This is a genomic window from Rhizobium sp. Rhizsp42 (genome assembly GCF_047304155.1).
In the GTDB taxonomy this organism is placed as follows: Bacteria; Pseudomonadota; Alphaproteobacteria; order Rhizobiales; family Rhizobiaceae; genus Rhizobium.
In genome coordinates this window covers 38,696-60,830 of sequence record NZ_JBGLYS010000003.1, presented here as the reverse complement: position 1 = coordinate 60,830, position 22,135 = coordinate 38,696, and the positions used below count along the sequence as shown (strand labels likewise).

Annotated in this window: 21 protein-coding genes and 1 tRNA gene; 8 read left to right on the top strand and 14 right to left on the bottom strand. The window is 62.3% G+C overall.

The features are described 5' to 3' along the window. Positions 1–27 precede the first annotated feature (27 nt). Positions 28–792: a TIM barrel protein gene (locus ACCD05_RS04705; protein ID WP_413391333.1), complete on the bottom strand. Its 765-nt coding sequence runs from the start codon at positions 790–792 to the stop codon at positions 28–30. A gap of 232 nt (positions 793–1,024) precedes the next feature. Between ACCD05_RS04705 and ACCD05_RS04700 the strand changes: the two genes are divergently transcribed. Beyond that, complete coding sequence (locus ACCD05_RS04700; protein ID WP_413391331.1) at positions 1,025–2,209, top strand: MFS transporter; 1,185 nt, start codon at positions 1,025–1,027, stop codon at positions 2,207–2,209. Between the two features lie 281 nt (positions 2,210–2,490). Here ACCD05_RS04700 and ACCD05_RS04695 read toward each other — a convergent pair. The 7 genes from ACCD05_RS04695 to ACCD05_RS04665 all read right to left on the bottom strand — a co-directional run bounded on the left by ACCD05_RS04695 (position 2,491) and on the right by ACCD05_RS04665 (position 9,297). After that, a tRNA-Lys gene (locus ACCD05_RS04695) sits at positions 2,491–2,566 on the bottom strand. A gap of 123 nt (positions 2,567–2,689) precedes the next feature. Beyond that, positions 2,690–3,601, bottom strand: a complete 912-nt coding sequence (locus ACCD05_RS04690; RefSeq protein ID WP_113010188.1) for a PhzF family phenazine biosynthesis protein — start codon at positions 3,599–3,601, stop codon at positions 2,690–2,692. Positions 3,602–3,666: 65 nt separating this feature from the next. Continuing rightward, positions 3,667–4,407: an NUDIX hydrolase gene (locus ACCD05_RS04685; RefSeq protein ID WP_413391329.1), complete on the bottom strand. Its 741-nt coding sequence runs from the start codon at positions 4,405–4,407 to the stop codon at positions 3,667–3,669. A gap of 11 nt (positions 4,408–4,418) precedes the next feature. Next, positions 4,419–5,528 (bottom strand): endonuclease/exonuclease/phosphatase family protein, encoded by a 1,110-nt coding sequence (locus ACCD05_RS04680; RefSeq protein ID WP_413391327.1) that lies wholly within the window; start codon positions 5,526–5,528, stop codon positions 4,419–4,421. 70 nt (positions 5,529–5,598) lie between these two features. After that, positions 5,599–6,627: an ABC transporter ATP-binding protein gene (locus ACCD05_RS04675; RefSeq protein ID WP_413391325.1), complete on the bottom strand. Its 1,029-nt coding sequence runs from the start codon at positions 6,625–6,627 to the stop codon at positions 5,599–5,601. After that, positions 6,615–8,309, bottom strand: coding sequence for an ABC transporter permease (locus tag ACCD05_RS04670; RefSeq protein WP_413391323.1), 1,695 nt, complete (start codon positions 8,307–8,309; stop codon positions 6,615–6,617). Before ACCD05_RS04670 ends, ACCD05_RS04675 begins: the two co-directional genes overlap by 13 nt. Positions 8,310–8,319: 10 nt before the next feature. Further along, complete coding sequence (locus tag ACCD05_RS04665; protein ID WP_413391321.1) at positions 8,320–9,297, bottom strand: ABC transporter substrate-binding protein; 978 nt, start codon at positions 9,295–9,297, stop codon at positions 8,320–8,322. A 168-nt stretch (positions 9,298–9,465) separates the two neighbouring features. On the opposite strand from ACCD05_RS04665, the gene ACCD05_RS04660 reads away from it, so the two are divergent. Next, positions 9,466–10,524 (top strand): aldo/keto reductase, encoded by a 1,059-nt coding sequence (locus ACCD05_RS04660; protein ID WP_413391319.1) that lies wholly within the window; start codon positions 9,466–9,468, stop codon positions 10,522–10,524. Positions 10,525–10,543: 19 nt separating this feature from the next. Here the strand turns inward: ACCD05_RS04660 and ACCD05_RS04655 are convergent, their stop codons facing one another. Continuing rightward, positions 10,544–11,767, bottom strand: coding sequence for a PLP-dependent aminotransferase family protein (locus ACCD05_RS04655; protein ID WP_413391317.1), 1,224 nt, complete (start codon positions 11,765–11,767; stop codon positions 10,544–10,546). Positions 11,768–11,968: 201 nt separating this feature from the next. On the opposite strand from ACCD05_RS04655, the gene ACCD05_RS04650 reads away from it, so the two are divergent. Next, a complete protein-coding gene (locus ACCD05_RS04650) occupies positions 11,969–13,069 on the top strand; it encodes a branched-chain amino acid aminotransferase (RefSeq protein WP_413391315.1) in 1,101 nt (366 codons plus the stop codon). A gap of 74 nt (positions 13,070–13,143) precedes the next feature. Here the strand turns inward: ACCD05_RS04650 and ACCD05_RS04645 are convergent, their stop codons facing one another. Continuing rightward, positions 13,144–13,635 carry a YidB family protein gene (locus ACCD05_RS04645; protein WP_047505570.1) on the bottom strand — a complete coding sequence of 164 codons (492 nt, stop codon included), beginning with the start codon at positions 13,633–13,635 and terminating at the stop codon, positions 13,144–13,146. A 143-nt stretch (positions 13,636–13,778) separates the two neighbouring features. Between ACCD05_RS04645 and ACCD05_RS04640 the strand changes: the two genes are divergently transcribed. Together ACCD05_RS04640 and ACCD05_RS04635 are read left to right on the top strand one after the other, a co-directional pair. Next, positions 13,779–14,036 carry a GlsB/YeaQ/YmgE family stress response membrane protein gene (locus ACCD05_RS04640; RefSeq protein WP_413391313.1) on the top strand — a complete coding sequence of 86 codons (258 nt, stop codon included), beginning with the start codon at positions 13,779–13,781 and terminating at the stop codon, positions 14,034–14,036. A 105-nt stretch (positions 14,037–14,141) separates the two neighbouring features. Then, a complete protein-coding gene (locus ACCD05_RS04635; protein ID WP_413391311.1) occupies positions 14,142–14,729 on the top strand; it encodes a class I SAM-dependent methyltransferase in 588 nt (195 codons plus the stop codon). A 79-nt stretch (positions 14,730–14,808) separates the two neighbouring features. Here the strand turns inward: ACCD05_RS04635 and ilvC are convergent, their stop codons facing one another. The 3 genes from ilvC to ACCD05_RS04620 form a co-directional block, all read right to left on the bottom strand. After that, positions 14,809–15,828 carry a ketol-acid reductoisomerase gene (gene ilvC / locus ACCD05_RS04630; RefSeq protein ID WP_018900336.1) on the bottom strand — a complete coding sequence of 340 codons (1,020 nt, stop codon included), beginning with the start codon at positions 15,826–15,828 and terminating at the stop codon, positions 14,809–14,811. Positions 15,829–15,886: 58 nt separating this feature from the next. Further along, positions 15,887–16,540 (bottom strand): TetR/AcrR family transcriptional regulator C-terminal domain-containing protein, encoded by a 654-nt coding sequence (locus tag ACCD05_RS04625; protein WP_037178795.1) that lies wholly within the window; start codon positions 16,538–16,540, stop codon positions 15,887–15,889. Between the two features lie 120 nt (positions 16,541–16,660). Next, the gene (locus ACCD05_RS04620; protein ID WP_413391309.1) at positions 16,661–17,563 is read right to left on the bottom strand and encodes an AraC family transcriptional regulator N-terminal domain-containing protein; all 903 of its coding nucleotides are present in this window, start codon (positions 17,561–17,563) and stop codon (positions 16,661–16,663) included. A gap of 237 nt (positions 17,564–17,800) precedes the next feature. On the opposite strand from ACCD05_RS04620, the gene ACCD05_RS04615 reads away from it, so the two are divergent. Further along, positions 17,801–18,847, top strand: a complete 1,047-nt coding sequence (locus tag ACCD05_RS04615; protein WP_047505580.1) for an NAD(P)-dependent alcohol dehydrogenase — start codon at positions 17,801–17,803, stop codon at positions 18,845–18,847. Between the two features lie 152 nt (positions 18,848–18,999). Here ACCD05_RS04615 and ACCD05_RS04610 read toward each other — a convergent pair whose 3' ends face one another. Next, positions 19,000–20,262, bottom strand: coding sequence for an NAD(P)/FAD-dependent oxidoreductase (locus ACCD05_RS04610; RefSeq protein ID WP_111562008.1), 1,263 nt, complete (start codon positions 20,260–20,262; stop codon positions 19,000–19,002). 218 nt (positions 20,263–20,480) lie between these two features. Between ACCD05_RS04610 and ACCD05_RS04605 the strand changes: the two genes are divergently transcribed. Further along, positions 20,481–21,398: a GNAT family N-acetyltransferase gene (locus tag ACCD05_RS04605; RefSeq protein WP_413391306.1), complete on the top strand. Its 918-nt coding sequence runs from the start codon at positions 20,481–20,483 to the stop codon at positions 21,396–21,398. A 66-nt stretch (positions 21,399–21,464) separates the two neighbouring features. Further along, positions 21,465–22,082 carry a TetR/AcrR family transcriptional regulator gene (locus tag ACCD05_RS04600; RefSeq protein WP_413391304.1) on the top strand — a complete coding sequence of 206 codons (618 nt, stop codon included), beginning with the start codon at positions 21,465–21,467 and terminating at the stop codon, positions 22,080–22,082. Positions 22,083–22,135: the final 53 nt, after the last annotated feature.

The window sequence follows — 22,135 nt, the reverse complement described above, 5'->3', positions numbered from 1 at the left end:
GGAAAAAGTTTCGGCAAGTCCTATCGATCAGCCAAGCAGCCGCCGTGTCTGCTCGATCGTTTGCGCGCTGGGCTGTGTGGGCCGGTACTCTAGCCCGAGAGCGCCGCGATAGCCCTGAGCCACGAGCCAGTCGGCACGCGACTTAAGGTCGATCGAACCGCTGCCCGGTTCGTTGCGGCCGGGATGATCGGCGATATGAACGTGGAAGACCTTGTCGACATCGCCGCCGATCACCGTGGCCGTATCCTCGCCCATGACGGCGGAGTGGTAGATATCGTAGATGATCCCGATCTCCGGCCTGCCCGTCTCCTTGACGATATCGAGCCCTTCCCGCGTCGATTCCAGAAAGTAGCCGACATGGTCGATCAGCGTGTTCAAAGGCTCGACGCCGAGCCGCACGCCGCTGTCCGCAAGCACCTCGCCGGCGCGGCTCAGCGTTTCGGTCAGCGCCGCCCGTTGCTCCTCGCGGGTTTTTCCGGTCAGATCGTCGCCGGCCTGTGCGATCAACGTCCTGGCGCCAAGCCGCCGCGCGACCTCAATCGTCCGCTTCAGCCCCTCGAGAAACGCCGCCTGGTTGGCGCGGTCCGTGAGCGGGATCATCGGCTCGGCCACGAAGCTTGCAAGCTCGATGCCGGTCTCGTTCAAGGCCCATTCGATGCTGCCGACATCCTTGTTGGTCCACCGCCAGAACTCGACGGCTTCCACACCGTGGCGATGCGCCAGCCTGATACGATCGGCAAAGGTCTCGGCTTCATCGGCGAAAAGCCATTCGATACAGGCAGAAAGCTTCATGACATCCCACTTCGTTTCAGCAAGGCAGACGGCGCGATCCGAGCCATTTGCCCAGACTCTAGGCGCCCCAAACCATCCGCGCCAGCATTAGACTCGTCGTGGCCACATTACAAACCACAGCGATAGTTTTCACGCAAAATACACGCATCATGTTTATTTTTGATTGTGTCGGCGAAATCCCAAACTAGGATATTGCCAGCGCCGATCTGCGCATACCCACCTGGAGACACCAATGCAGCTCGCGCCGCAGCACCGAATCTATGTCTGTTTCTTCCTTTTCGCCGTATCGATGGGCGCCCTGCTTGCCCGCATGCCGGACCTGCAGCTGGCGCTCGGCGTCGATCGCTCGGAACTGGGCCTGACGCTGATCGGCGCCGCCGTGGGCGCGCTCACCGCGCTGACCTTCGCCTCCCCCATCATCGAGCGCCTGGGCGCCCGCACGACGGCCTTCATCACCGTGCTCGGCACATCGGCGCTGATCGCGACGGTGCCGTGGATGGCAAGCGCTCCTCTCGTGTTCTGCATCCTCATTCTCGAAGGCCTGCTGGCAGGCTCGCTGGAAATCAACCTCAATGTCGAGATCGACCGCATCGAGGCACAGCTCGGTCGCGGCGTGATGAACCGTGCGCACGGCTTCTGGAGCCTCGGCTTCTTCCTGACGGCACTTGCCGCATCGGGCATCCGCCAGGCAGGCGTGCCGATGCATATCCATCTCGGCCTGACCTTCGCTTTCGTGCTCATCGTTGGCACCTGGGTCATCTCGGGCATGCGCAATGCGCCCGCGCGCGTCACGCACCATGAGGAAGCGAAAGCGCCATTGATCGCGCTGCCGACGGCAGGCCTGCTGCCGCTCTGCGGCATCGGCATCGCCGCCTTCCTGATCGAGGGCGCCGGCATCGACTGGTCGGCGATCTACATGCGCGACGTCTTTAATTCCGAACCCTTCATCGGCGGGCTGGGCCTCACCTCGTTCACCTTCTTCATGGCAGCCGCCCGCCTGCTGGTTGACCCGCAGGTCGATCGCTTCGGCGCACGCGCCGTGGCGACCGTTCTGCTGGTGCTGGCGGCGGCCGGCGTCATCGCCGTCTGGGCGGCACCGCACCCCTTCGTGGCATTGCTCGGCTTTGGCCTCATGGGCGCCGGCTGCAGCGCCGTCTATCCCCTCAGCGTCTCGGCAGCAGCTCAACGCACCGATCGCCCGTCCCACGTCAACGTCGCGGCCGTGGCGCAAATGTCCTTCGTGGTGTTCTTCCTGGCGCCGCCGCTGCTCGGCTTCATCGCCGACCACGCCGGCATGCGCATCGCCTACCTCATCTGCCTGCCGCTGATCATCTACGCGCTGCTGTCGATCAAGTCGCTGCCCAGCCGCCGACGCGCCGACCAGCCGACCGATGCGAGCGCCGGAAGCGCGGCCTAAATAACGACGGTAAACTCGGAAAATGAATTTTCGCGACCGCCGATGGCGTTCGCGAGGGCACAGCGAATCGCTGAGCCGGCAAATCATGCACTGCGCAAAAAGTCCCGATTCGAGTGGGTCTCGGACATGCTTTTCAGCATGACCCGCGCACGCGCGCCCGTTGTGATTCGCGCGGTTGAACGAAGACCAAAAACCGTCGGATAAAGTGCAGGCCCCGCAGTCCCGGCGGCACTCGCCGAAGCGAGTGTTGCATCTGCAATACTTTGATTTCTTTGAAGAAATGGTGGGTGATGTAGGGCTCGAACCTACGACCCGCTGATTAAGAGTCAGCTGCTCTACCAACTGAGCTAATCACCCGTCCGCGCTATGTTGCGTGGTGTGAGAGGGCGTATAAACAGGATCGTTCGGCTTGTCTAGCGCCCTTCCGAAAATTCTTTCAACAAACGCGATTTTTTTGTGCGTTGCCGAAATCCAATGAAATCAAAGGTCCAGCGTACCGGTCGCAAGCCGCACCGCCTGGCCGCCGATCCGGGCGTTCGAAATTGCCCCGCCTTCGATATCCATATGCAGGTGGATAAAGGACGGGCGCCCCATCTCCACCCCCTGCTCGATCATGACGTCGTGATGACCGTCCGGCAGCCGGTCGAAATGGTGGATCGCACCTGATAGTGCCGCCGCCGCCGATCCCGTCGCCGGGTCCTCGACGATCCCCATCCCACTCGCAAACATCCGCGTATGGAATTTCGCGACGTGGTTCACGCCACCACGGCAATAGATGTAGGCGGAAGCCAAGGCCCCATCGACGAAGGGCACGGTCGCCTCCCAAAGCTGCGGATCGAAATCCAGCCGCTCGGCCACGCCGATATCGCGCACCGGCACCAGGAGGAACGGTACGCCGGCCGTCCACAGCGAGGGAACGTGATTCTCGAAGCCGATCTCGCTCGTCTTCAGCGATAGCGCCTTGCCGATGCCGATCCGATCGAGCGGCATGGTGATCTGCTGCGATTTGCGCGGCAGGTCGAATTCCGCGAAGCTCGCCTCCCCCTCGTTCAGCCGCACCGCGCAGCGCACCGGCCCGATATTCTCTTCCAGCACCGAGACAAGATCGATCGTCGCGCCGCCATGGATGCGTTCAGCAAGCGCGATCGCGGTTCCAACGGTCGGATGCCCGGCGAAGGGAAGTTCCCGGCCCGGCGTGAAAATGCGGATCTTGGCGACATGGGCCGGATTGCCGGATGCCTGTACGAAGACCGTCTCGGAGAGATTCAGTTCCTTGGCGATGGATTGCATCGCCTCGTCGCTCAGATCGTCGCCATCGAAGATGACCGCCAGCGGGTTGCCCGTCAGCTTGCGATTGGTGAATACGTCATAGACGCTGTAGCTGCGCGCCACATCGGCCTCCTTGTATCGATCCTCGTGTCGCCAACCTGCCCGACCGCTTGAGCGAGCGCAAGGCGTTAGGTGAGCGAAGACTTATGGAAGTACCAGTCGATGACGGGTAGCATCGCGAAGTTATAGGAATAGGCCTCCGGATCAGCCGAGCGGATGGCAACGGCACCCGCAATTTCCTTGTCGTCGGCAACCAGCATATGGGCGTGGATCCGCTCGACGATCTCGTCGGCCGTCAGGTCGAATCGGAACATCTTGAGCACGGTGACCGTGCGCCGATGATAGGTCGCGAAATATCCTTCGCCGGCCTGCGCATCACGAAGGTCGAAACCCGTCTCCTCCAGCACCTCGCGGCGCATGTTGTGTTCCAGATCGCAGCGTCCGTCGAACGTATCCTCCGGCTCCAGCGAACCCGCCGCGAAATAGACCTGCCCGGGATTGGCCGTATGCGCCCCCATGCGGATCGCCACCAGCGCTCCATCGCTGCTTTCGATGACGGGATAGGCGAAGAGATGGATGCCGCCCTGCCGCTCCGGCTGCCGCCGCCAATACATGAAGGTGGAGAAGGGAATCATGTACCCTTCGCCCGCAAGCCCCTCGCTTGTCAGCGCCAGCCGCTTCTGGAAAATCATCCGGCCATCGAAAAGATGTAAATTGGCCGCCGTTTCGCTGACCCAGTTCTCCGCGATCGCCTCGCGATTGGCGCTGTAGAACGGATGGTCGCCAGGCAGAACCCTGAGATCGACGCCCGCGATCGGAAACACCGTGCGCGGCTCCGGCCAGCCGACGAAATCCTCTGAAAAATCCATCTCAAATCCATTCATTTCAAATCGAGTTCCATGACAACGGGGCAATGATCCGACGCCTTCGGCCGGTCCCAGCCGGTGCGGGGATAACGCTCGACCTCCTGCCCCGGCGGAAACACCGTGCGGAAGGGCTGACCGTTGCGAATGATCTCCGGCAGCCGCCCGGCATTGGTCTTAGCCAGCGCCGGCGACAGCCAGATGTAATCGAGCTGGCACAGCCACTGCTCCTCCGGCCCACGCGCGTGATAGAGCGTCCAGCGGTCGAGAGGATCACGACGCCGCACGACGTTTTCCGCGAAGCCGTCGCGGCTGAATTCGTCGAGCGCGCTTTCGCTCTCGTCCTCATATTTGAACGAATAGCCCGTCCGCCGCCGCCCGATCACGTCGACGCGCTCCTGATAGTCGTTCATGTCGCCGCAGATGACGAAGCGCTTTCCATCGGTGTTGCCGGCTCCGAATCGGCCCTCGATAATCCCCCGCACCGCCTTTGCCTCGGCCCGGCGAACCGGCATCGTGTAGCGTCGACCGTCGACACCCTCGCGCGGCCCGCCCATCGACTTGAAGTGCACGACATAGAGCGTCACCGGCACGCCGCCGATCCTGAGATCGAGTTCCAGGCAGTCACGCTTGAAGATCTTGTCGTCGAGATGCGCGTGCTCCGCGAGCTCGTCGTTGAAGAGATCAAGATCGCGATAGGTGGTCATCGCATGGCTCTTGATCTCGACAAGCTCGATCTTCTGTCCGTCGCGTGTCTCCTCGCGCATCAGCACGGCGACGTCGATGCCACGGCTGTCATTGCCCTCGACCAGATATTTCTGCCGATAGCCGTTGCCGACCATGCGGAAGAGATAGCCGTATTCGAAGGCCTGCAGCGCCTCCATGTTGTCGATCTCCTGCAGACAGAGGATATCGGCATCCGCGTCGGCAATCGCCAGCGCCGTCATCTGCCTTGTATCGTCTGTGGACGCGACCACGCGCGCCTGTTCCAGCTGTTGGTAGACGCCCTCGCTTCTGACCTCGAAGAGCTTGATCACCCGGTCCTGGCGCAGCTGGTTTCGAAATCCGGTGAAGTCGAACCGCGTCATGAGGTTTTCGACGTTGAAGGTGGCAATGCGTAGCGACATCAGGCACTTCCGATTGGCGTTGCGCCAACACTAGAGAGCAAATCCCGCTTCGGAAAGCCCGCTTCGCCGATCATAGCCGCCATGCGCCGCGCACGATGGCCCGGACCTCATCGCCGACGGCAAGCCTCGACCGGCTGAAAGCCCTGAGAATCTGCCCATCCGCAAGCCTGAGCCGGGCCGCGTAGCGCTCGCCTTCATAGAGCACGGATTCGACCGTTGCCGCGATCCCTTCCCCGCCGAGGATGACATCCTCCTGCCGCACCAGAATATCCGACCGCAAAGCCGAACTGCCCTCACCCGCAAACAGCGGCTCGACCGCCGCCCAATCGAGTTGCCTGACATCACCATCAGGAGACATCAGCGAGAGGATAGCCCCGCGCCCGATCAACCCGCCGACGACACGCCCTTCCGGCCGCGCATAGATCTCATCCGGCGGCGCCACCTGCAGCAGCTGCCCTTCCGACATCACCGCGACATCGGTCGCCAGCGCCATCGCCTCGCTCTGGTCGTGGGTGACATAGACCATCGTCGCGCCAGAACGCTGGTGGAACTCGCGAAACGTCTCCTCCATCTCCTGCTTCAGGTGCCGGTCGAGATTGGCGAGCGGTTCGTCGAGCAGCACCACGTCGGGCGACGTCACGAGGCAGCGCGCCAAAGCCACGCGCTGCCGCTGCCCGCCCGAGAGATCGGCCGGCCGCCGTTCCGCATAGGCTTCGAGCCTCACGGTCGATAGCGCCTCTCCCACCTTTTTACGATAGGCCTCCCCCGAGATACCGCGCACCTTGAGGGGATAGCCGACATTGTCGGCAACGCTCATATGCGGCCACAGCGCATAGGACTGGAACACCATCGCCATGTTGCGCTTTTCCGGCGGCAGCGATTGCGAGGCGTCGGCAAGCAGCCTCTCGCCGAGATGGATCGACCCGTCCGTCGGCGTCTCGAAGCCGGCTATCATTCTGAGCACCGTCGTCTTGCCGCAGCCGGACGGCCCGAGCAGCGCCAGGAAGCCGCCCTCGCGCACGTCGATCGAAAGGTTGGAGACGGCGGCCCGGCCGGTGCCGAAATCCTTGGCGACGCGATTGAGGATCAGTTTCGCCACGGCACAACTCCCTTCGGCAGCCGCTTTGCCATCAGTTCCAGAAGCAGCATCATGAAAACGACCATGAGAACGACAAGCACCGACAGCGCCGAAGCGAGATCGGAGCTGCCGCTGTCATCGAGATTATAGATGGCGACGCCGAGCGTCTGCGTGCCCGCCGACCAGAGCAACGCCGAGATGGTGAGCTCGTTGCAGGCGATCAAAAAGACGAGGATCACCGAGGCGCCGGCCGCCGGTGCGATCAGCGGCACGATGATATCCTTCAGCCGCCGGAAAAACCCCGCCCCCGAAAGCCGCGCCGCCTCTTCCAGCGCCGGATCGAGCTGGTGGAAGGCGCTGACCACGGGCTTGAGGCTGACGGCGAAGAAGCTCGAGAGATAGGCGATCAGGATGATCCAGACCGTGCCGTAGATCGTCACGTTGATCAGCGGGATCGGTGCGGCGAAGACCAGGATGAACGACACCGCGACGACGATCCCCGGCAGCGAATACGGGATCTCGATGACGCTGGCGACCACACGCCCAAGCAGATCCCTGCGCCGCGTCAGCGCATAGGCAGTGAGCACAGTCACCACGAGGAGACATATCGCAGTACCCGCTGCCAGCGACAGCGAATTGACGAAGGCCGTGCGCGTCACCGCCTGTTTGAACAGGATCTCGGAGAAGGCGTGGAAGGTCATCGTCTTGAAGGTCAGCGGCACACCATAGGCCGGCACCAGCGCGCCCGCGAGCAGCGCGAAGAAAGGGGCGGCGAGCATGAAGAAGATGACGATCCAGAGCACCGGAGCGAACAGCAGCTTCCAGTATCCGAGCTCGAAAGTGGCGGTCGCGCCCGCGAGACCGAGCACGCGATAGTCTCGCCCGCGCAGCGCCCGGTCCTGAATGGCGAGCCCCGCCACCGAGATGATCGCGATGATCGCCGAGAGCAGCGCCACGTCGCCGAAGGTGCGGCTGGTGAAGGCCGAGAACTTTGTGAAGATCAGCGTCGGCAGCGTGTAGATCGAGGCCGGAATGCCGAGAATGGCGGGAATGCCGAAATTGCCGGTGCAGGAAACGAAGGAGATAGCCGCTCCAGCGATGATCCCGGGCAGCGACAGCGGCAGGATGATGTCGCGAAACACCCGGAAGCTCGAGGCCCCCGAAAGACGAGCCGCCTCGACCCCATCGCGCGGCAGCGACATCAGGCTCGCCCGCAGCGCCAGATAGACCAGCGGCGCATGCTGCACGCCATAAAGCAGGGCAATGCCGCCGATCGAATAGAGCGGCTGCGGCGAGCCCAGCGGCGGCGCGATATGCAGCGCCTTCAGAAGCGGGCTCGACGGCCCCGACATCTGCACCCAGGCTAGTGCCGTCACCTGCGGCGGGATCATCATCGGCAGCACGAAGAGGAAGCTGATCAGCCCCTTGGCCCTGATATCGGTGAGCGTCAGCAGGAAGGCGAAGGCGCAGCCGATCGCAAGCGAAATGACCGTGCCGAAGACGGCCGTGACCAGCGTGTAATAGGTCGCCGACCAGAGCGCAGGATCGGACAGAACCGCGATCGCGCCGCCATTAGCGAGCGCTGCAACACCCGTCATCGCCAGCCGCGCAAGCGGCAGCACGCTGAGAATGAGAACGATCAGAACGATAAAAGGAAACAGCCAGACGGGCTGGCTGTTTCCGGGACGCACATATCCGTACATCGAGATGAGATCAGTTCGAGCCGTAGATGCCCGAGAAGGTCTTCAGGTCGGCATCGGTGTTCTTCAGCGCGGCGGCAGCGTTGATCGGCAGCACCTTGATCGTGTCACGTGCCGGGAAACCCTCCGGAAGCTTCATGCCGTTGCGAGCAGGAATATAGCCGAGCTTGACGAAGCCTTCCTGGCCCTTTTCGGAGAGCACGTAATCGACGAACTTCTTGGCGGCGTCGGCGTTCTTGGCGCTGGCGAGGATGCCGACCGGCTCGGTCACAGCGGAAACACCTTCCGTCGGGAAGACGAACTCGACAGGTGCGCCCTTGGCCTTTTCGCGGATCGGCATGTAGTCGACGATCATGCCGTAAGCCTTCTCGCCCGAAGCGACGGCCTTGAGGATGCCGCCGTTACCGCCGGCAGCGGTTGCGCCGTTTGCAGCCAGATCCTTGTAGAAGTCCCAACCGAGGCCATCGACGCCGGCAAGCGTCTGCGCGTGGATGAGGGCAGCACCCGAGGTCAGCGGGCTCGGCATGGTGACGAGGCCCTTGGCTTCCGGCTTCGTCAGGTCCTTCCAGCTCGTCGGCTTCAGCGAAGCGGACGTGTTGTAGATGATGCCTGTCGTGATCAGCTTGGTCGAATAGTAGTAGCCGTCGGCGTCAAAAAGCGAGGCGTCGTAGTTGGCAGCCTCAGGCGACTTGTAGGCCATCAGCTTGCCGGCTTCCTTGAGGCGCTCCAGCGTCACGGTGTCGGCGATCAGGAGAACGTCGGCAACAGGATTGCCGGCCTCGATCTCGGCCTGCAGCTTGGCCATGATCTTCGGCGTGCCGTCGCGCACCCAGTCGACCTTGATGTCGGGGTTGGCGGCCATGAAGCCATCGACGGTTGCCTGCGCATCCTCGTTCGGCTGGCTGGTGTAGAGCACCAGGTTTTCGGCGGATGCGGGAATGGCAAACAGGCTTGCAGCGAGAAGGGCTGCGGCGGAAACGATGATCTTCATGGATAATGCCCTCGGTGATGGAAGGCCGTTCATTAGACATCTGGATTAACACGATTGTGACAGCTGCTATTCACCGATCACCGCACCGTCCGCCCCTTGACCCGTTCCCCTCACCCCTATCTTCTAGCCCGCGTTTTCATTTTCGATTTCGGGACAGGAGGAAGTCTTATGGAATATCGTCAATTGGGCCGTTCGGGCCTCAGAGTTTCGACCCTCACCATGGGCACCATGACCTTCGGCGGTAAGGGCTGGGCAAAGACCGTGGGCGACCTCGGCGTTTCGGAAGCCCGTCGCCTCGTCGACATGTGCATCGACGCCGGCGTCAACTTGATCGACACGGCCGACGTCTATTCGGCCGGTGCATCCGAGGAGATCATCGGTGAAATCCTCGGCGGCGTCAGGAAGAACGGCACGCTGATCGCCACCAAGGCCCGCTTCCCGATGGGCGAAGGCCCGAACGACGCCGGCAATTCGCGTTACCACCTGATCAGCGCCTGCGAAGCCAGCCTCAAGCGCATGAAGACCGATGTCATTGACCTCTACCAGGTGCACGAATGGGACGGCCAGACGCCGCTTGAGGAGACGCTGGAGGCGCTCGATACGCTCGTGAAGCAGGGCAAGGTCCGCTACGTCGGCTGCTCCAATTTCTCCGGCTGGCACATCATGAAGGCGCTGGGGATCAGCGAGCGCGAGCACCGCGAGCGCTTCGTCAGCCAGCAGATCCACTACACGCTGGAAGCCCGCGATGCCGAATTCGAGCTGCTGCCGATCAGCCTCGACCAGGGGCTGGGCGTGCTCGTCTGGAGCCCGCTCGCCGGCGGTCTTCTGTCGGGCAAGCACCGCCGCAACCAGGCCGCCCCCGAAGGCACCCGCCAGTTCGCCGGCTGGACCGAGCCGCCGATCCGCGATGAGGACCGCCTCTGGAATATCGTGGAAACGCTGGTGTCGGTCGCTGAAAGCCGCAACGTCTCGGCGGCCCAGGTGGCGCTCGCCTGGCTGCTTGGTCGCCAGGCGGTGACGTCGGTCATCATCGGTGGACGCACGGAAGCGCAGTTCAAGGACAATCTGGCGGCGGCCGACCTGAAGCTGTCGGCGGAAGAGCGCAAGCGGCTCGACGATGTCAGCCTGCCGCAGTTGCTCTATCCCTACTGGCACCAGCGCAACACCGCTAGCGACAGGCTTGGCGAGGCCGATCTATCCCTGCTCGGCCCACACCTCGATCAATAAAACCGAAACGGTCGGCGGCTCAGTGGCCGCCGATCTCGCCCGCGATCAGCTTTCCGAGCCGCGCGATGCCTTCCTCGATCTTCTCTTCGTTGCTCGACGAGAAGCTCATGCGCAAGGTGTTCTCGCCCGAACCATCGGCAAAGAAGGCGCGGCCCGGCACGAAGGCGACCTTGACGGTCTCGATCGATTTCGCGAGCAGCTTCGCTCCGTCCATGCCCTTGGGCAGCGTCACCCAGACGAACATGCCGCCCTCCGGCTTCGTCCAGCTCACGCCCGCAGGCATATGCTTTGCAAGCGCAGCCAGCATCGCGTCGCGACGCTTGCTGTAGGCGGCCTTGATCTTGGCGACCTGCGCGTCGAAGCCCTTGCGGGCGACCTCGGCGATGGCGATCTGGTTGATCGTCGAGGAATGCAGATCGGCCGCCTGCTTCATCAGCACCAGCTTGCGGATGACAGGGGCGTTGGCGACGATGAAGCCGACGCGCAGGCCGGGCGCCAGCGTCTTGGAGAAGGATCCGCAATAGATCGTCCTGGTCTTGTCGATATCGCCCTTCTCAGCAATCTCGAGCGACAGGATCGGCGCGATCGCCTCGCCGTCATAGCGCAACGACTGATAGGCAGCGTCCTCGATGATGGCGATGTCCATCTCGTCGGCGAGCTTGATCAGCTTCTGGCGGCCCTCAAGGTCGACGGTCTCGCCGGTCGGGTTCGAGAAGTCGGCGGAGAGATAGGCGAACTTCACCTTGCCACCGGCTTCCTTCGCCTGCGCCTGGTAGGACGCCGGCGTGCGGTTTCCGTTGGGCGTCAGCTGGTCATAGGCGGGCTCATAGGCATTGAATGCCTGCAGCGCGCCGAGATAGGTCGGCCACGTCACCAGCGCCGTGTCGTTGGGCGACAGGAACAGCTTGCCGAGATAATCGAGCCCCTGCTGCGAGCCGGACACGATAAAGACGTTGTCGAGGCCGCAGGCAATCCCGAGCTTGCCCATCTCGCCCACCAGCCATTCGCGCAGCGGCTTGTAGCCTTCGCTGACCGAATATTGCAGCGCCGAGTTGACCGCCGTGCTGTCGAAGATATCAGAATAGGCCTGCTTGAACTCCTTGTCCGGAAACAGCGCCGGATCGGGAATTCCGCCCGCGAACGAAATGATGTCGGGCTGGTCGAGAAGCTTCAGGAGTTCGCGGATTTCCGAAGCGCGCATGCGCGACGAGCGGGTTGCAAAGATGTTTTCCCAATTCAGCATGGGGTTTCCTCGAAATTTTTTGTCTTTACTGGACAAGACCACGCAATAAATGATAAGTCAACATTGCTGACCTATTTGTTTGCTACCATGACAATTTTCCGCAATTTCAATCCGAAAACAGGCCGAATCGGCCTTTGCAAAGCACACGCTGCGGCAGTAGTGTCGCCGCCGAAATCCCACAGGCTATGAAGGTGCCAGGAAATGACCGCGTCGTCGAATACTCCCGAAATCAAGATCGAATTCCATACCTCGCCGGTCTCCGACGCGGACCGCATCAAGGCTCTCGAAACACCCGGCTTCGGAAAGGTCTTCACCGATCACATGGTGCTGGCGAAGTGGACCGCGGACAAGGGCTGGCACGATGCCAAGGTCACCCCGCGCCGCCCGCTGGAACTCGATCCGGCAAGTGCTGTCCTGCACTACGCCCAGGAAATCTTCGAGGGCATGAAGGCCTACAAGGCCGAGGATGGCCGCATCCTCCTCTTCCGGCCGGAACAGAATGCCAGCCGCTTCAACCAGTCGGCCGAGCGCATGGCCATGCCGCCGGTTCCCGAAGAGCTCTTCCTCAAGGCGGTCGAAGAGCTCGTCCGCATCGACAAGAACTGGATTCCGTCGGGTGACGGCAGCCTTTATCTGCGTCCCTTCATGTTCGCCAACGAGGCCTTCCTCGGCGTTCGCCCGGCGCAGGAATATATCTTCTGCGTCATCGCCTCGCCTGTCGGTGCCTACTTCAAGGGCGGCGCCAAGGCTGTATCGCTGTGGGTCGAGACCGAATACACGCGCGCAGCCGCCGGCGGCACGGGTGCAGCGAAATGCGGCGGCAACTATGCTGCCAGCCTCGTCGCGCAGGCCGAGGCCGCCAAGAAGGAATGCGATCAGGTCGTGTTCCTCGATGCGGCCGAGCATCGCTGGGTCGAAGAACTCGGCGGCATGAACGTCTTCTTCGTGATGAACGACGGCACCGTCGTCACCCCGCCGCTCGGCGGCACGATCCTCCCAGGCATCACCCGCGCCTCGGTCATCGTTCTCGCCGAGGAAAAGGGCCTCAAGGTCGAGCAGCGCCCCTACTCCTTCGCGGAGTGGCAGGCTGATGCGGCCAGCGGCAAGCTCGTCGAAGCCTTCGCCTGCGGCACCGCCGCCGTGCTCGCCGGCATCGGCCTCGTCCGCCACGCAGGCGGCGAATTCAAGGTCGGCAACGGTGAGACCGGCAAGCTGACGACGGAACTGCGCAACGAACTGGTCGGCCTGCAGAAGGGCGTCACCAACGACCAGCGCGGCTGGACTCGCCGCATCATGGCGTAAGCCACCGGATAGATCCGATCACGACGAAAGGCCGGCAAAGTTTGCACCTTTGCCGGCCTTTTCATGTCTGATGATCAGGAGCGCAGAAGTGCCGCGATCTGCGCCTGGCTTGGGATCTGCCCTTGCGGCGTCAGCTTGTCGACGACACCAGGGAGAACCTTGGAAAGCTGGGTCAGCAGCTCCTGCTCGCTGATCCCCGCCTGGCGCGCCAGATCGCTGATCGTCTGCGAGCCGAGTGCGCTTTCCAGATTACCGGGAGCGATGGGCTGGTTCTGGCCGGGCTTTACCCAGGAATCGGCCACCGACCCCTGCCCGGCCTCAGCCAGCTTGCCGAGCAATCCGCCCAATCCGCCGAGACCACCAAGGCTGCCCGCCAGTCCTCCGAGATCGCCCAGCAATCCGCCAGAATCGCCGCCGCCGCCCGCTTGCTGGTTCGGCTGCTGTGGCTGTTCCGGCTCGCTCTTGCCACCGGCGCCAAGCAGCTTGCCGACGAGAAGCGCGCCGAGCGCGATCATGATCGGCTTCGAGATGTTCCCACCGGGAACGGCATCATCAAACAATCCCATGTCATTCTCCTTCGGTGTTGTTTTGAAACGAAGAGCAAAAACACAACATGAGGCCCGCTAGAGCCTTGAATTCCGCCATGACAACTTTAGCTGATGCTGAAAGATGGTCGGATTGTCCGCCCATTCAAGGAGGGGAAAACAAGATGTCTGTCATCGGGTGGATTATTCTCGGACTGATCGCCGGCTTCATCGGCAGCAAGATCGTCAACAAGACCGGCTCAGGCATTCTGATGGACATCGTGCTGGGGATCGTCGGCGCCATCGTCGGCGGCGTCATCTTCACCTTCTTCGGCGCCTCCGGCGTCACCGGCTTCAACATCTACAGCCTCGTCGTCGCCGTCATCGGCGCGGTCGTCGTGCTGTGGCTGTATCATGCCGTGAATGGCCGCAGATCGGTGTGACGCTTCGAACTAGGACGGAGCGTCCGGCCGTGCGTGGCGCGTCGCAACGTTTTATATATACGTTTTGCAATATGCTTTGCCTCCCATCTGACGAGGCAAGGCATCATGTCCGACGAACCGACCTCATCCTTCTACAGAGACAACGCCGCGACCTATGCCGCGCGTGAGAGAACGCTGCCGATCCGCCGTCTCGATGCCTTTCTCTCGAAACTGGAGCCGGGTGCAGCCGTTCTGGAACTTGGCTGCGGCGCCGGCCATGACAGCGCCTACATGCTCTCCAAGGGCTTCGACGTTACCCCGACAGACGGCTCCGCGGAGCTTGCAAGCGAGGCCGAAACCCTGCTCGGTCGCCCGGTCGAAATCATGCGCTTCGAGGAACTGGACGAGGACGAGGCCTTTGACGGCGTCTGGGCCGAGGCGAGCCTCCTGCATGTGCCGCGCGCGCAGCTCGCCGATGTCTTCGCCCGTATCCTGCGCGCACTGAAGCCCGGCGGTCACTTCCACGCCACCTTCAAGGCGGGCAACGACGAGGGACACGACGGCTTCGGCCGCTATTACAACTACCTGTCCGCCGAACTTCTGTCCGATCTGTTGAGCTCAGCCGGCTGGCACAGCGTCGTCATCAGCGAGGGAGACGGCAGCGGCTACGACGGCAAGCCGACACGCTGGCTGTCGATGCGCGCCCAAAAGTAAAAGGCCGGCGCTTTCGCACCGGCCTCTCATTTTCAGCAGATGGGGCTGGCCAAGACGTCGGCCAGCCTGTTGCCATCGATTAGTTGACAGCCTTGTCGACCAGCTTGTTCTTGCCGATCCAAGGCATCATGCCGCGCAGCTTGGCGCCGACTTCTTCGATCGGATGCTCGTCGTTGACGCGGCGGATACCCTTGAAGCGGGCAGCGCCGGCACGGTATTCCTGCATCCAGTCCGAGGTGAACTTGCCGGTCTGGATGTCCTTGAGGACACGCTTCATCTCGGCCTTGGTCTCTTCGGTGATGATGCGCGGACCGGTGACGTATTCGCCCCACTCAGCGGTGTTCGAGATCGAGTAGTTCATGTTGGCGATACCGCCTTCATAGATCAGGTCGACGATGAGCTTCACTTCGTGCAGGCACTCGAAGTAGGCCATTTCAGGCGCGTAGCCAGCTTCCGTCAGCGTTTCGAAGCCGGCGCGGATCAGCTCGACGAGACCGCCGCACAGAACGACCTGTTCGCCGAAAAGGTCGGTTTCGCACTCTTCGCGGAAGTTGGTTTCGATGATGCCCGAACGGCCGCCGCCGACGCCGCAGGCGTAGGAGAGAGCGAGTTCAAGAGCGTTGCCCGAAGCGTTCTGGTGAACGGCAACGAGGCAAGGAACGCCGCCGCCCTTCTGGTATTCGCCGCGAACCGTGTGGCCCGGGCCCTTCGGTGCGATCATGACGACGTCGAGCGAAGCCTTCGGCTCGATCAGGCCGAAGTGAACGTTGAGGCCGTGTGCGAATGCGATGGCAGCGCCGTCGCGGATGTTGCCGGCGATGTCGGCCTTGTAGATGTCGGCCTGCAGTTCGTCAGGCGTCGCCATCATGATCAGGTCGCCCCACTTGGCGGCGTCGGCAACGGTCATGACCTTGAAGCCGTCGGCTTCTGCCTTCTTGATGGTCGGCGAACCGGCCTTCAGCGCGATGGCGACGTTGGCAGCACCGCTGTCCTTCAGGTTCAGCGCGTGGGCGCGACCCTGGGAGCCGTAGCCGACGATGACGACGTTCTTGGACTTGATGAGGTTGAGGTCTGCATCACGATCGTAATAGACGCGCATTTGAATTGTCCTTCCCTTTGCTTGTCTTGTAGACTGTCAGTATTCGGTAAATCTGTCGTCAGACGACGGCCGGCATGTCGGCCAGCGCCTTCTCCGTCCCGTAGAGCCGGAGGAAGGCGGTCACCGCCTTTTCCGCCTGGCGCGCGGTATCCGTAACGCCCGTGGTGTCTCCAAGCAGCATGCGCACATGCAGGTCGGAAACGATCAGGCCGTAAAGTGTGTGATAGGCTTCGTCGGCATCGTTGAAGCGCAGAAGCCCTGCCCTCTTGCCGGAATCGATGAGCCCCATTGCGCGGCGGTCGATCTGCCGGCGGCCGCGCTCGAGCAAGAGCTTGCCGAGCTTCGAGCCGTCGCGCGGCGACTGGCCGATCGCCAGCCGGTTCAGCGCCAGCGACACGTCACCCGCCAGAACCTCCAGCAGATCACGCGAGAAAATCACGAGATGGTCATGCAGGCTGGCCGATGTCAGCCGCTCGCCGTTGCGCTCGAAGGTGCGCACCTTGCTCGCCTGGTAGGCGATCATCGCCGACAGCAGGCCGTCGCGGTCACCGAACCACTTGTAGAGGCTTTCCTTGGAGCAATTGGCCGCGCGCGCGACGCCCGACGTCGTCAGCGCCTTTTCGCCGCCATCGACGAGCAACCGCAGCGCCTGCTCCAGAACGGCGTTCTGGCGCGGCGAGAATTCGCTGGGCTCCAAGTTTTCGACAGACACGGCATTCGCTCCCGATAAGTACCGTACGGTACGGTTCGTGAGCGCTTATCGCCCAGAAGCAATCTCTCGTCAAGAGCCCGCAAAATGCAGAAGCATAAATTTTCGGCGTGCCGCGCTTGTTTATTCGGCAGCGTTCAGCACGGCATCCACATCGCGCGCCGGCGACATCCCGTATAGACGGCTATATTCGCGGCTGAACTGTGACGGGCTCTGATATCCGACGCGGTGCCCGGCGGTGCCGGCGTCCAGCCGCTCGATCAGCATAAGACGCCGCGCTTCGTGCAGCCGGATCTGCTTCTGATACTGCACCGGCGTCATCGCCGTGATCGACTTGAAGTGATGATGGAACGACGAGACGCTCATGTTGACGTGCTCGGCCAGTTCCTCGATGCGCAGCGTCCGCGCGAAATTCTCGCGCAGCCAGGCGATCGCGCGAGCGATCCGGTTGCCCTGACTGTCGGCCATGGCGATATCGATCAGCTGGTCGCCCGCAGGTCCCGTGAGAATGCGATAGAGGATTTCCTGCTCGATCAGCGGCGCCATCGCCGCGATATCCGCCGGACTATCAAGCAAGCGCAGGAGCCGCACGGCCGCATCGAGAAGCTCCGGCGTCGCGGCATTGACGACGATGCCGCGCTGGCCGGATGGAGGTGTCGCGCTGCGCTGTATCGTCGAGCGGCTGAGCAGATGCAGAAGTTTCTCGCTATTGATCGCAAGCGTGATGCAAAGATGCGGCACCTCGGCGCTCGCCTCCACCACCCGCCACGTGACCGGCAGATCGACCGAAGTCAGAAGATAATCGCCCGCTCCGTAGTTGATGGTATCCCCGCCCAGCTGCAGGCTTTTCGCCCCTTGGATGACCATGGCGAAACATGGCCGATAGCTGCTGTGGCAAGGCGCGCTCGGTGTGGTGCGGCGGCTGATCCCGAGCCCGTCGATCCCCGTCTGCACCTCGCCTTCGGCAAGCGCGAAACGGCCCGCGATCGACGCGATCTCCTGGTAGCGGTTAAACAGCAAGCTCATCAGTCGCACTTTCCGGTGGGAACGGCCTCGTCGCCGTATTGGAGGCTTATGTAGAATGGAATTGCCGCTTCGCAAATAGATCGCCCGGCGACTTTTGCAGGTCGGCTGAGTTTTGCAGGCCAAGCGACTTTTGCAGGATCGTGCAAAAACGAGAGAGGATCGCTCTAACGCTTCTTACTGCGTTGCGGCATAAATGCCCCGGTCCGAACCACCCCTCTAAATATATGGAGTTTTCCCATGGCTATCGCAAAAGGCTATGCTGCTACAGACGCCTCCAAGCCGCTGACGCCGTTCACCTTCGAGCGTCGGGAACCGAACGCGGACGACGTCGTCATCGACATCAAGTTTGCAGGCATCTGCCACTCCGACATTCACACCGTTCGCAACGAATGGCAGAATGCCGTTTACCCGATCGTACCGGGCCACGAGATCGCCGGCATCGTTTCGGCCGTTGGCGCCAATGTCACCAAGTTCAAGGTCGGCGACCGCGTCGGCGTTGGCTGCTTCGTTGACAGCTGCGTCGGTTGCGCCACCCGCGACGTCGACAACGAGCACTACATGCCGGGCCTCGTCCAGACCTACAACAGCGTCGAAGCCGACGGCAAGACGGCAACCCAGGGCGGTTATTCCGACTCGATCGTCGTCAAGGAAGGCTACGTCCTGTCGATCCCGGATAACCTGCCGCTCGACGCTTCCGCACCGCTGCTGTGCGCCGGCATCACGCTCTACTCGCCGCTCGCACACTGGAAGGCCGGTCCCGGCAAGAAGGTCGCGATCGTCGGCATGGGCGGCCTCGGCCACATGGGCGTGAAGATCGGTGCGGCCATGGGTGCCGACATCACCGTTCTCTCGCAGACGCTTTCGAAGAAGGAAGACGGCCTGCGCCTCGGCGCCAAGGAATACTATGCGACCTCGGACGCATCGACCTTCGAAAAGCTCGCCGGCACCTTCGACCTGATCATCTGCACGGCAGGCGTCGCCATCGACTGGAACGCCTATCTGAACCTGCTGAAGGTTGACGGCTCGATGGTCATCGTCGGCGCGCCGGAGCATGCCATCCCGGTTCACGCCTTCTCGCTGATCCCAGGCCGCAAGAGCCTGTCCGGCTCGATGATCGGCTCGATCAAGGAAACCCAGGAAATGCTGGATTTCTGCGGCAAGCACAACATCGTCTCGGAAATCGAGAAGATCAACATCCAGGACGTCAACGAAGCCTACGAACGCGTCCTGAAGAGCGACGTTCGCTACCGCTTCGTCATCGACATCGCCTCGCTGGCGGCCTGATCGAACGGATAGCGGGCTCGCCCGCTCCATCAGTCGAAAACCGAAGCCCCTGTCATCCGACGGGGGCTTTTTCGTTGCATACACCAGAAACAGAAAAGCCCCCGGTTCGCACCGGAGGCTTTGGATTGGTCGTCGCGATAGTCCGACGAGGCTTACTTCTCGTCGGCGATTGTCTCGCGCTGCGTGATCAGGCGGGCGCTGTGCTGGCCGCTGAGGAAGATCCACAGCCAGCTCCAGGCGACCGAAAAGCGCGAACGCGTGCCGATCAGGAAGTAGATGTGGGCGATACCCCAGATCCACCAGGCAAGTCCGCCCTTGAGCTTGATCCTGCCGAAATCTGCAATCGCGGCACTCCGGCCGATCGTCGCCAGGCTGCCCTGGTGCTTGTACTTGAAGGCCGGCGGCGTCTTGCCCTTCATCCGTGCGTGAATGACCTTGGCGACAAAGGCGCCCTGCTGCTTGGCGGCGGGTGCGACACCCGGCACCGGCGCGCCGCTCTCCTGCGTCACCGAAGCGGTGTCACCGATGACGAAGACCTCGGGCAGCCCCGGTGCCGTCAGATCCTTCTCGACGATCGCGCGGCCGGCGCGGTCCGCCGGGATGCCCAGCCACTTCGCGGCCGGCGACGCCTGAACACCGGCGGCCCAGCTGATCGTCCGGCTCGGGATGAACTCCTCGCCGATCTGCACACCCTCGGCCGTGCACTCGGTGACCGGCTTTCCAAGCCGCACTTCGACGCCAAGATCGTTGAGCGCCTTCAAGGCATATTCGGACAGTTCGGGCACGAAGGTCGGCAGGACGCGCGGCCCGGCTTCCACGAGGATGACCTTGGCCTTGCGCGTATCGATGTTGCGGAACTCTCGCGGCAGCGTCTTGTGCGCCAGTTCGGCGATGATGCCGGCAAGCTCCACACCGGTCGGGCCGGCGCCGATGATGATGAACGTCAGGCATGCATCGCGCTCGGCCGGATCGCGTGCGGTCTCGGCCCGTTCGAAGGCCAGGAGCACGCGGCGGCGGATCGTCGTCGCATCCTCGAGCGTCTTCAGGCCCTGCGCCACCGGCGCCCAGTCGTCGCGCCCGAAATATGCATGGGTCGCACCCGTGGCGAGCACCAGCGTATCGTATTTCAGGACGTTGCCGTCGCGCAGCGTGACCGACTTCGTGCCGGTATCGACGCCCGAGACATCGCCCAGCAGCGTCGTCACTTCGGGGCGGTCGCTATAGAGATGGCGGATCGGCCAGGCGATCTCTGAGGTCGACAAAATCGTTGTGGCGACTTGGTATAGCAGGGGCTGGAACAGATGGTGATTGCGCCGATCGACGAGCGTAATGCGGACACCAGCGCCTTTAAGGTCGTTTACGAGTTGCAGCCCTCCGAAGCCTCCTCCAACAACGACGACGTGATGATCAGCCATAGGTTACCCTTTTGGTAGTTTGCATAAGAATTGACCAATGTCATCTAACATACCCCCGTATCAACCACCGTTTCAGCATAGCTAACCTGCGTTGGCGAGCCTGCGACCAATCAGCGCGCGGGCCAGGGCCAAAACTAAGTCGATAGTCTAGCCGCCACAATTTAGTTGACTCAGTCAATCAATTGAAGGACAGGGTCTCTCAACAGGAGACCTGATCCATGTCCGATTCCGCCCTTATCGACGCCGCCCGCGACTTCAATCGCTTCTACACCAACTTCCTGGGAGTCCTGAACAAGGCCTATCTCGACACACAATTCACGCTGACAGACGCCCGCGTGCTCTTCGAAGTCGGCTCGCAGGAACGCGTCAGCGCCGTGGCGCTGGTCCGCGACCTTCACCTGGACCCGGCCTATCTCAGCCGCATCCTGAAGCGTTTCAAGGCCGAAGGCTTGATGGAGACAACGCCCGATCCCGACGATCGGCGAAGCCAGATCATCTCTGTCACCGACCAGGGACGTCAACAATTCCAGGACCTCGTGAGACGCTCCAACGCCCAGATCGCCGGACGCTTCGACAAACTGGCGGCAGGCGAACCGCAGAATGTCGTCGCGGCGATGAAGACGATCCGGTCCCTGCTGGATCCCGAAGCGACGCTGCCGCCTCTGGTCATCCGTCCGCACCGCTCCGGCGATATCGGCTGGATCGTGGAGAGCCAGGCAAAGTTCTATAGCGAGGAATATGGCTGGGACATGCGCTTCGAGGGCCTCATTGCCGAAGTCGCGGGCCGTTTCCTCACCAATTTCGATCCGGCCATGGAATACGGCTGGATCGCCGAGCGTGGCGGCGTCAACATCGGCTCCGTCCTGATGACCAACGGCGGCGACGGCATCGCCAAGCTGCGGCTCCTCTACATCGACAAATCGGCGCGCGGGCTCGGCCTTGGAAAGACATTGGTCGACGAATGCATCCGCTTCGCCAGAGCCAAGGGCTACCGGCAGATCTCGCTCTGGACCAACGATATCCTGTCTACCGCGCGCACCATCTATGTGAAGGCTGGCTTTCAGCTCGTATCCGAGGAGAAGCACCGCATGTTCGGCCCCGAACTCAACGGGCAGACCTGGGTTCTCGATCTTTAGACTAAATTGCGAAACCACAAGTTTTCGGCTTGATTTGGAAACGATCATTTCCTAATCAGTCGATCCATGACCACACACGCACTCATCGACACCGGCCGAGCGCGCGGACGCCCGCGTGAATTCGATATGGACGCAGCGCTTGGCAAGGCGCTCGACGTCTTTTCCGAACGCGGCTATCACGCCGCCTCGATCAGCGAGCTGACCGAGGCGATGCAGCTGACCTCGGGCAGCGTCTACAAGGCATTCAAGGACAAGCGCGGCATCTTCCTCGCCGCCTTCGACCGCTATCGACGAATCCGCCGCGCCCTGCTCGACGCCCGCCTTCAAGAAGCCGCCACCGGCCGCGACAAGGTCCGCGAGCTTCTGAGCTCCTACGCATCGTCTTCACATGGCACATCAGGTACGCGAGGATGCCTCGTGGTCGGCAGCGCCAACGAGCTCGCGATCTTCGATGAGGAGGCCGCGCAACGTGTCTCGGACGCCTTCGACGCCAACGAGGCGCACCTTGTCGAACTCATCCGGCTCGGCCAAAGCGATGGCTCCATTTCAGCCACGCTCGATGTCGAAGCCACCGCGCGCACCCTGCTTTGCCTGACCGCCGGCATGCGCATCGTCGGCAAGACCGGCCGCACCGCGCCCGATATGGACGCCGTCGCCCGCGAGGCGATGAAGCTTCTGACCTGATCGTTTTCCCACGAGCGCGCAAAACCGCGCTCGACCACCCGTACTATCCGTTT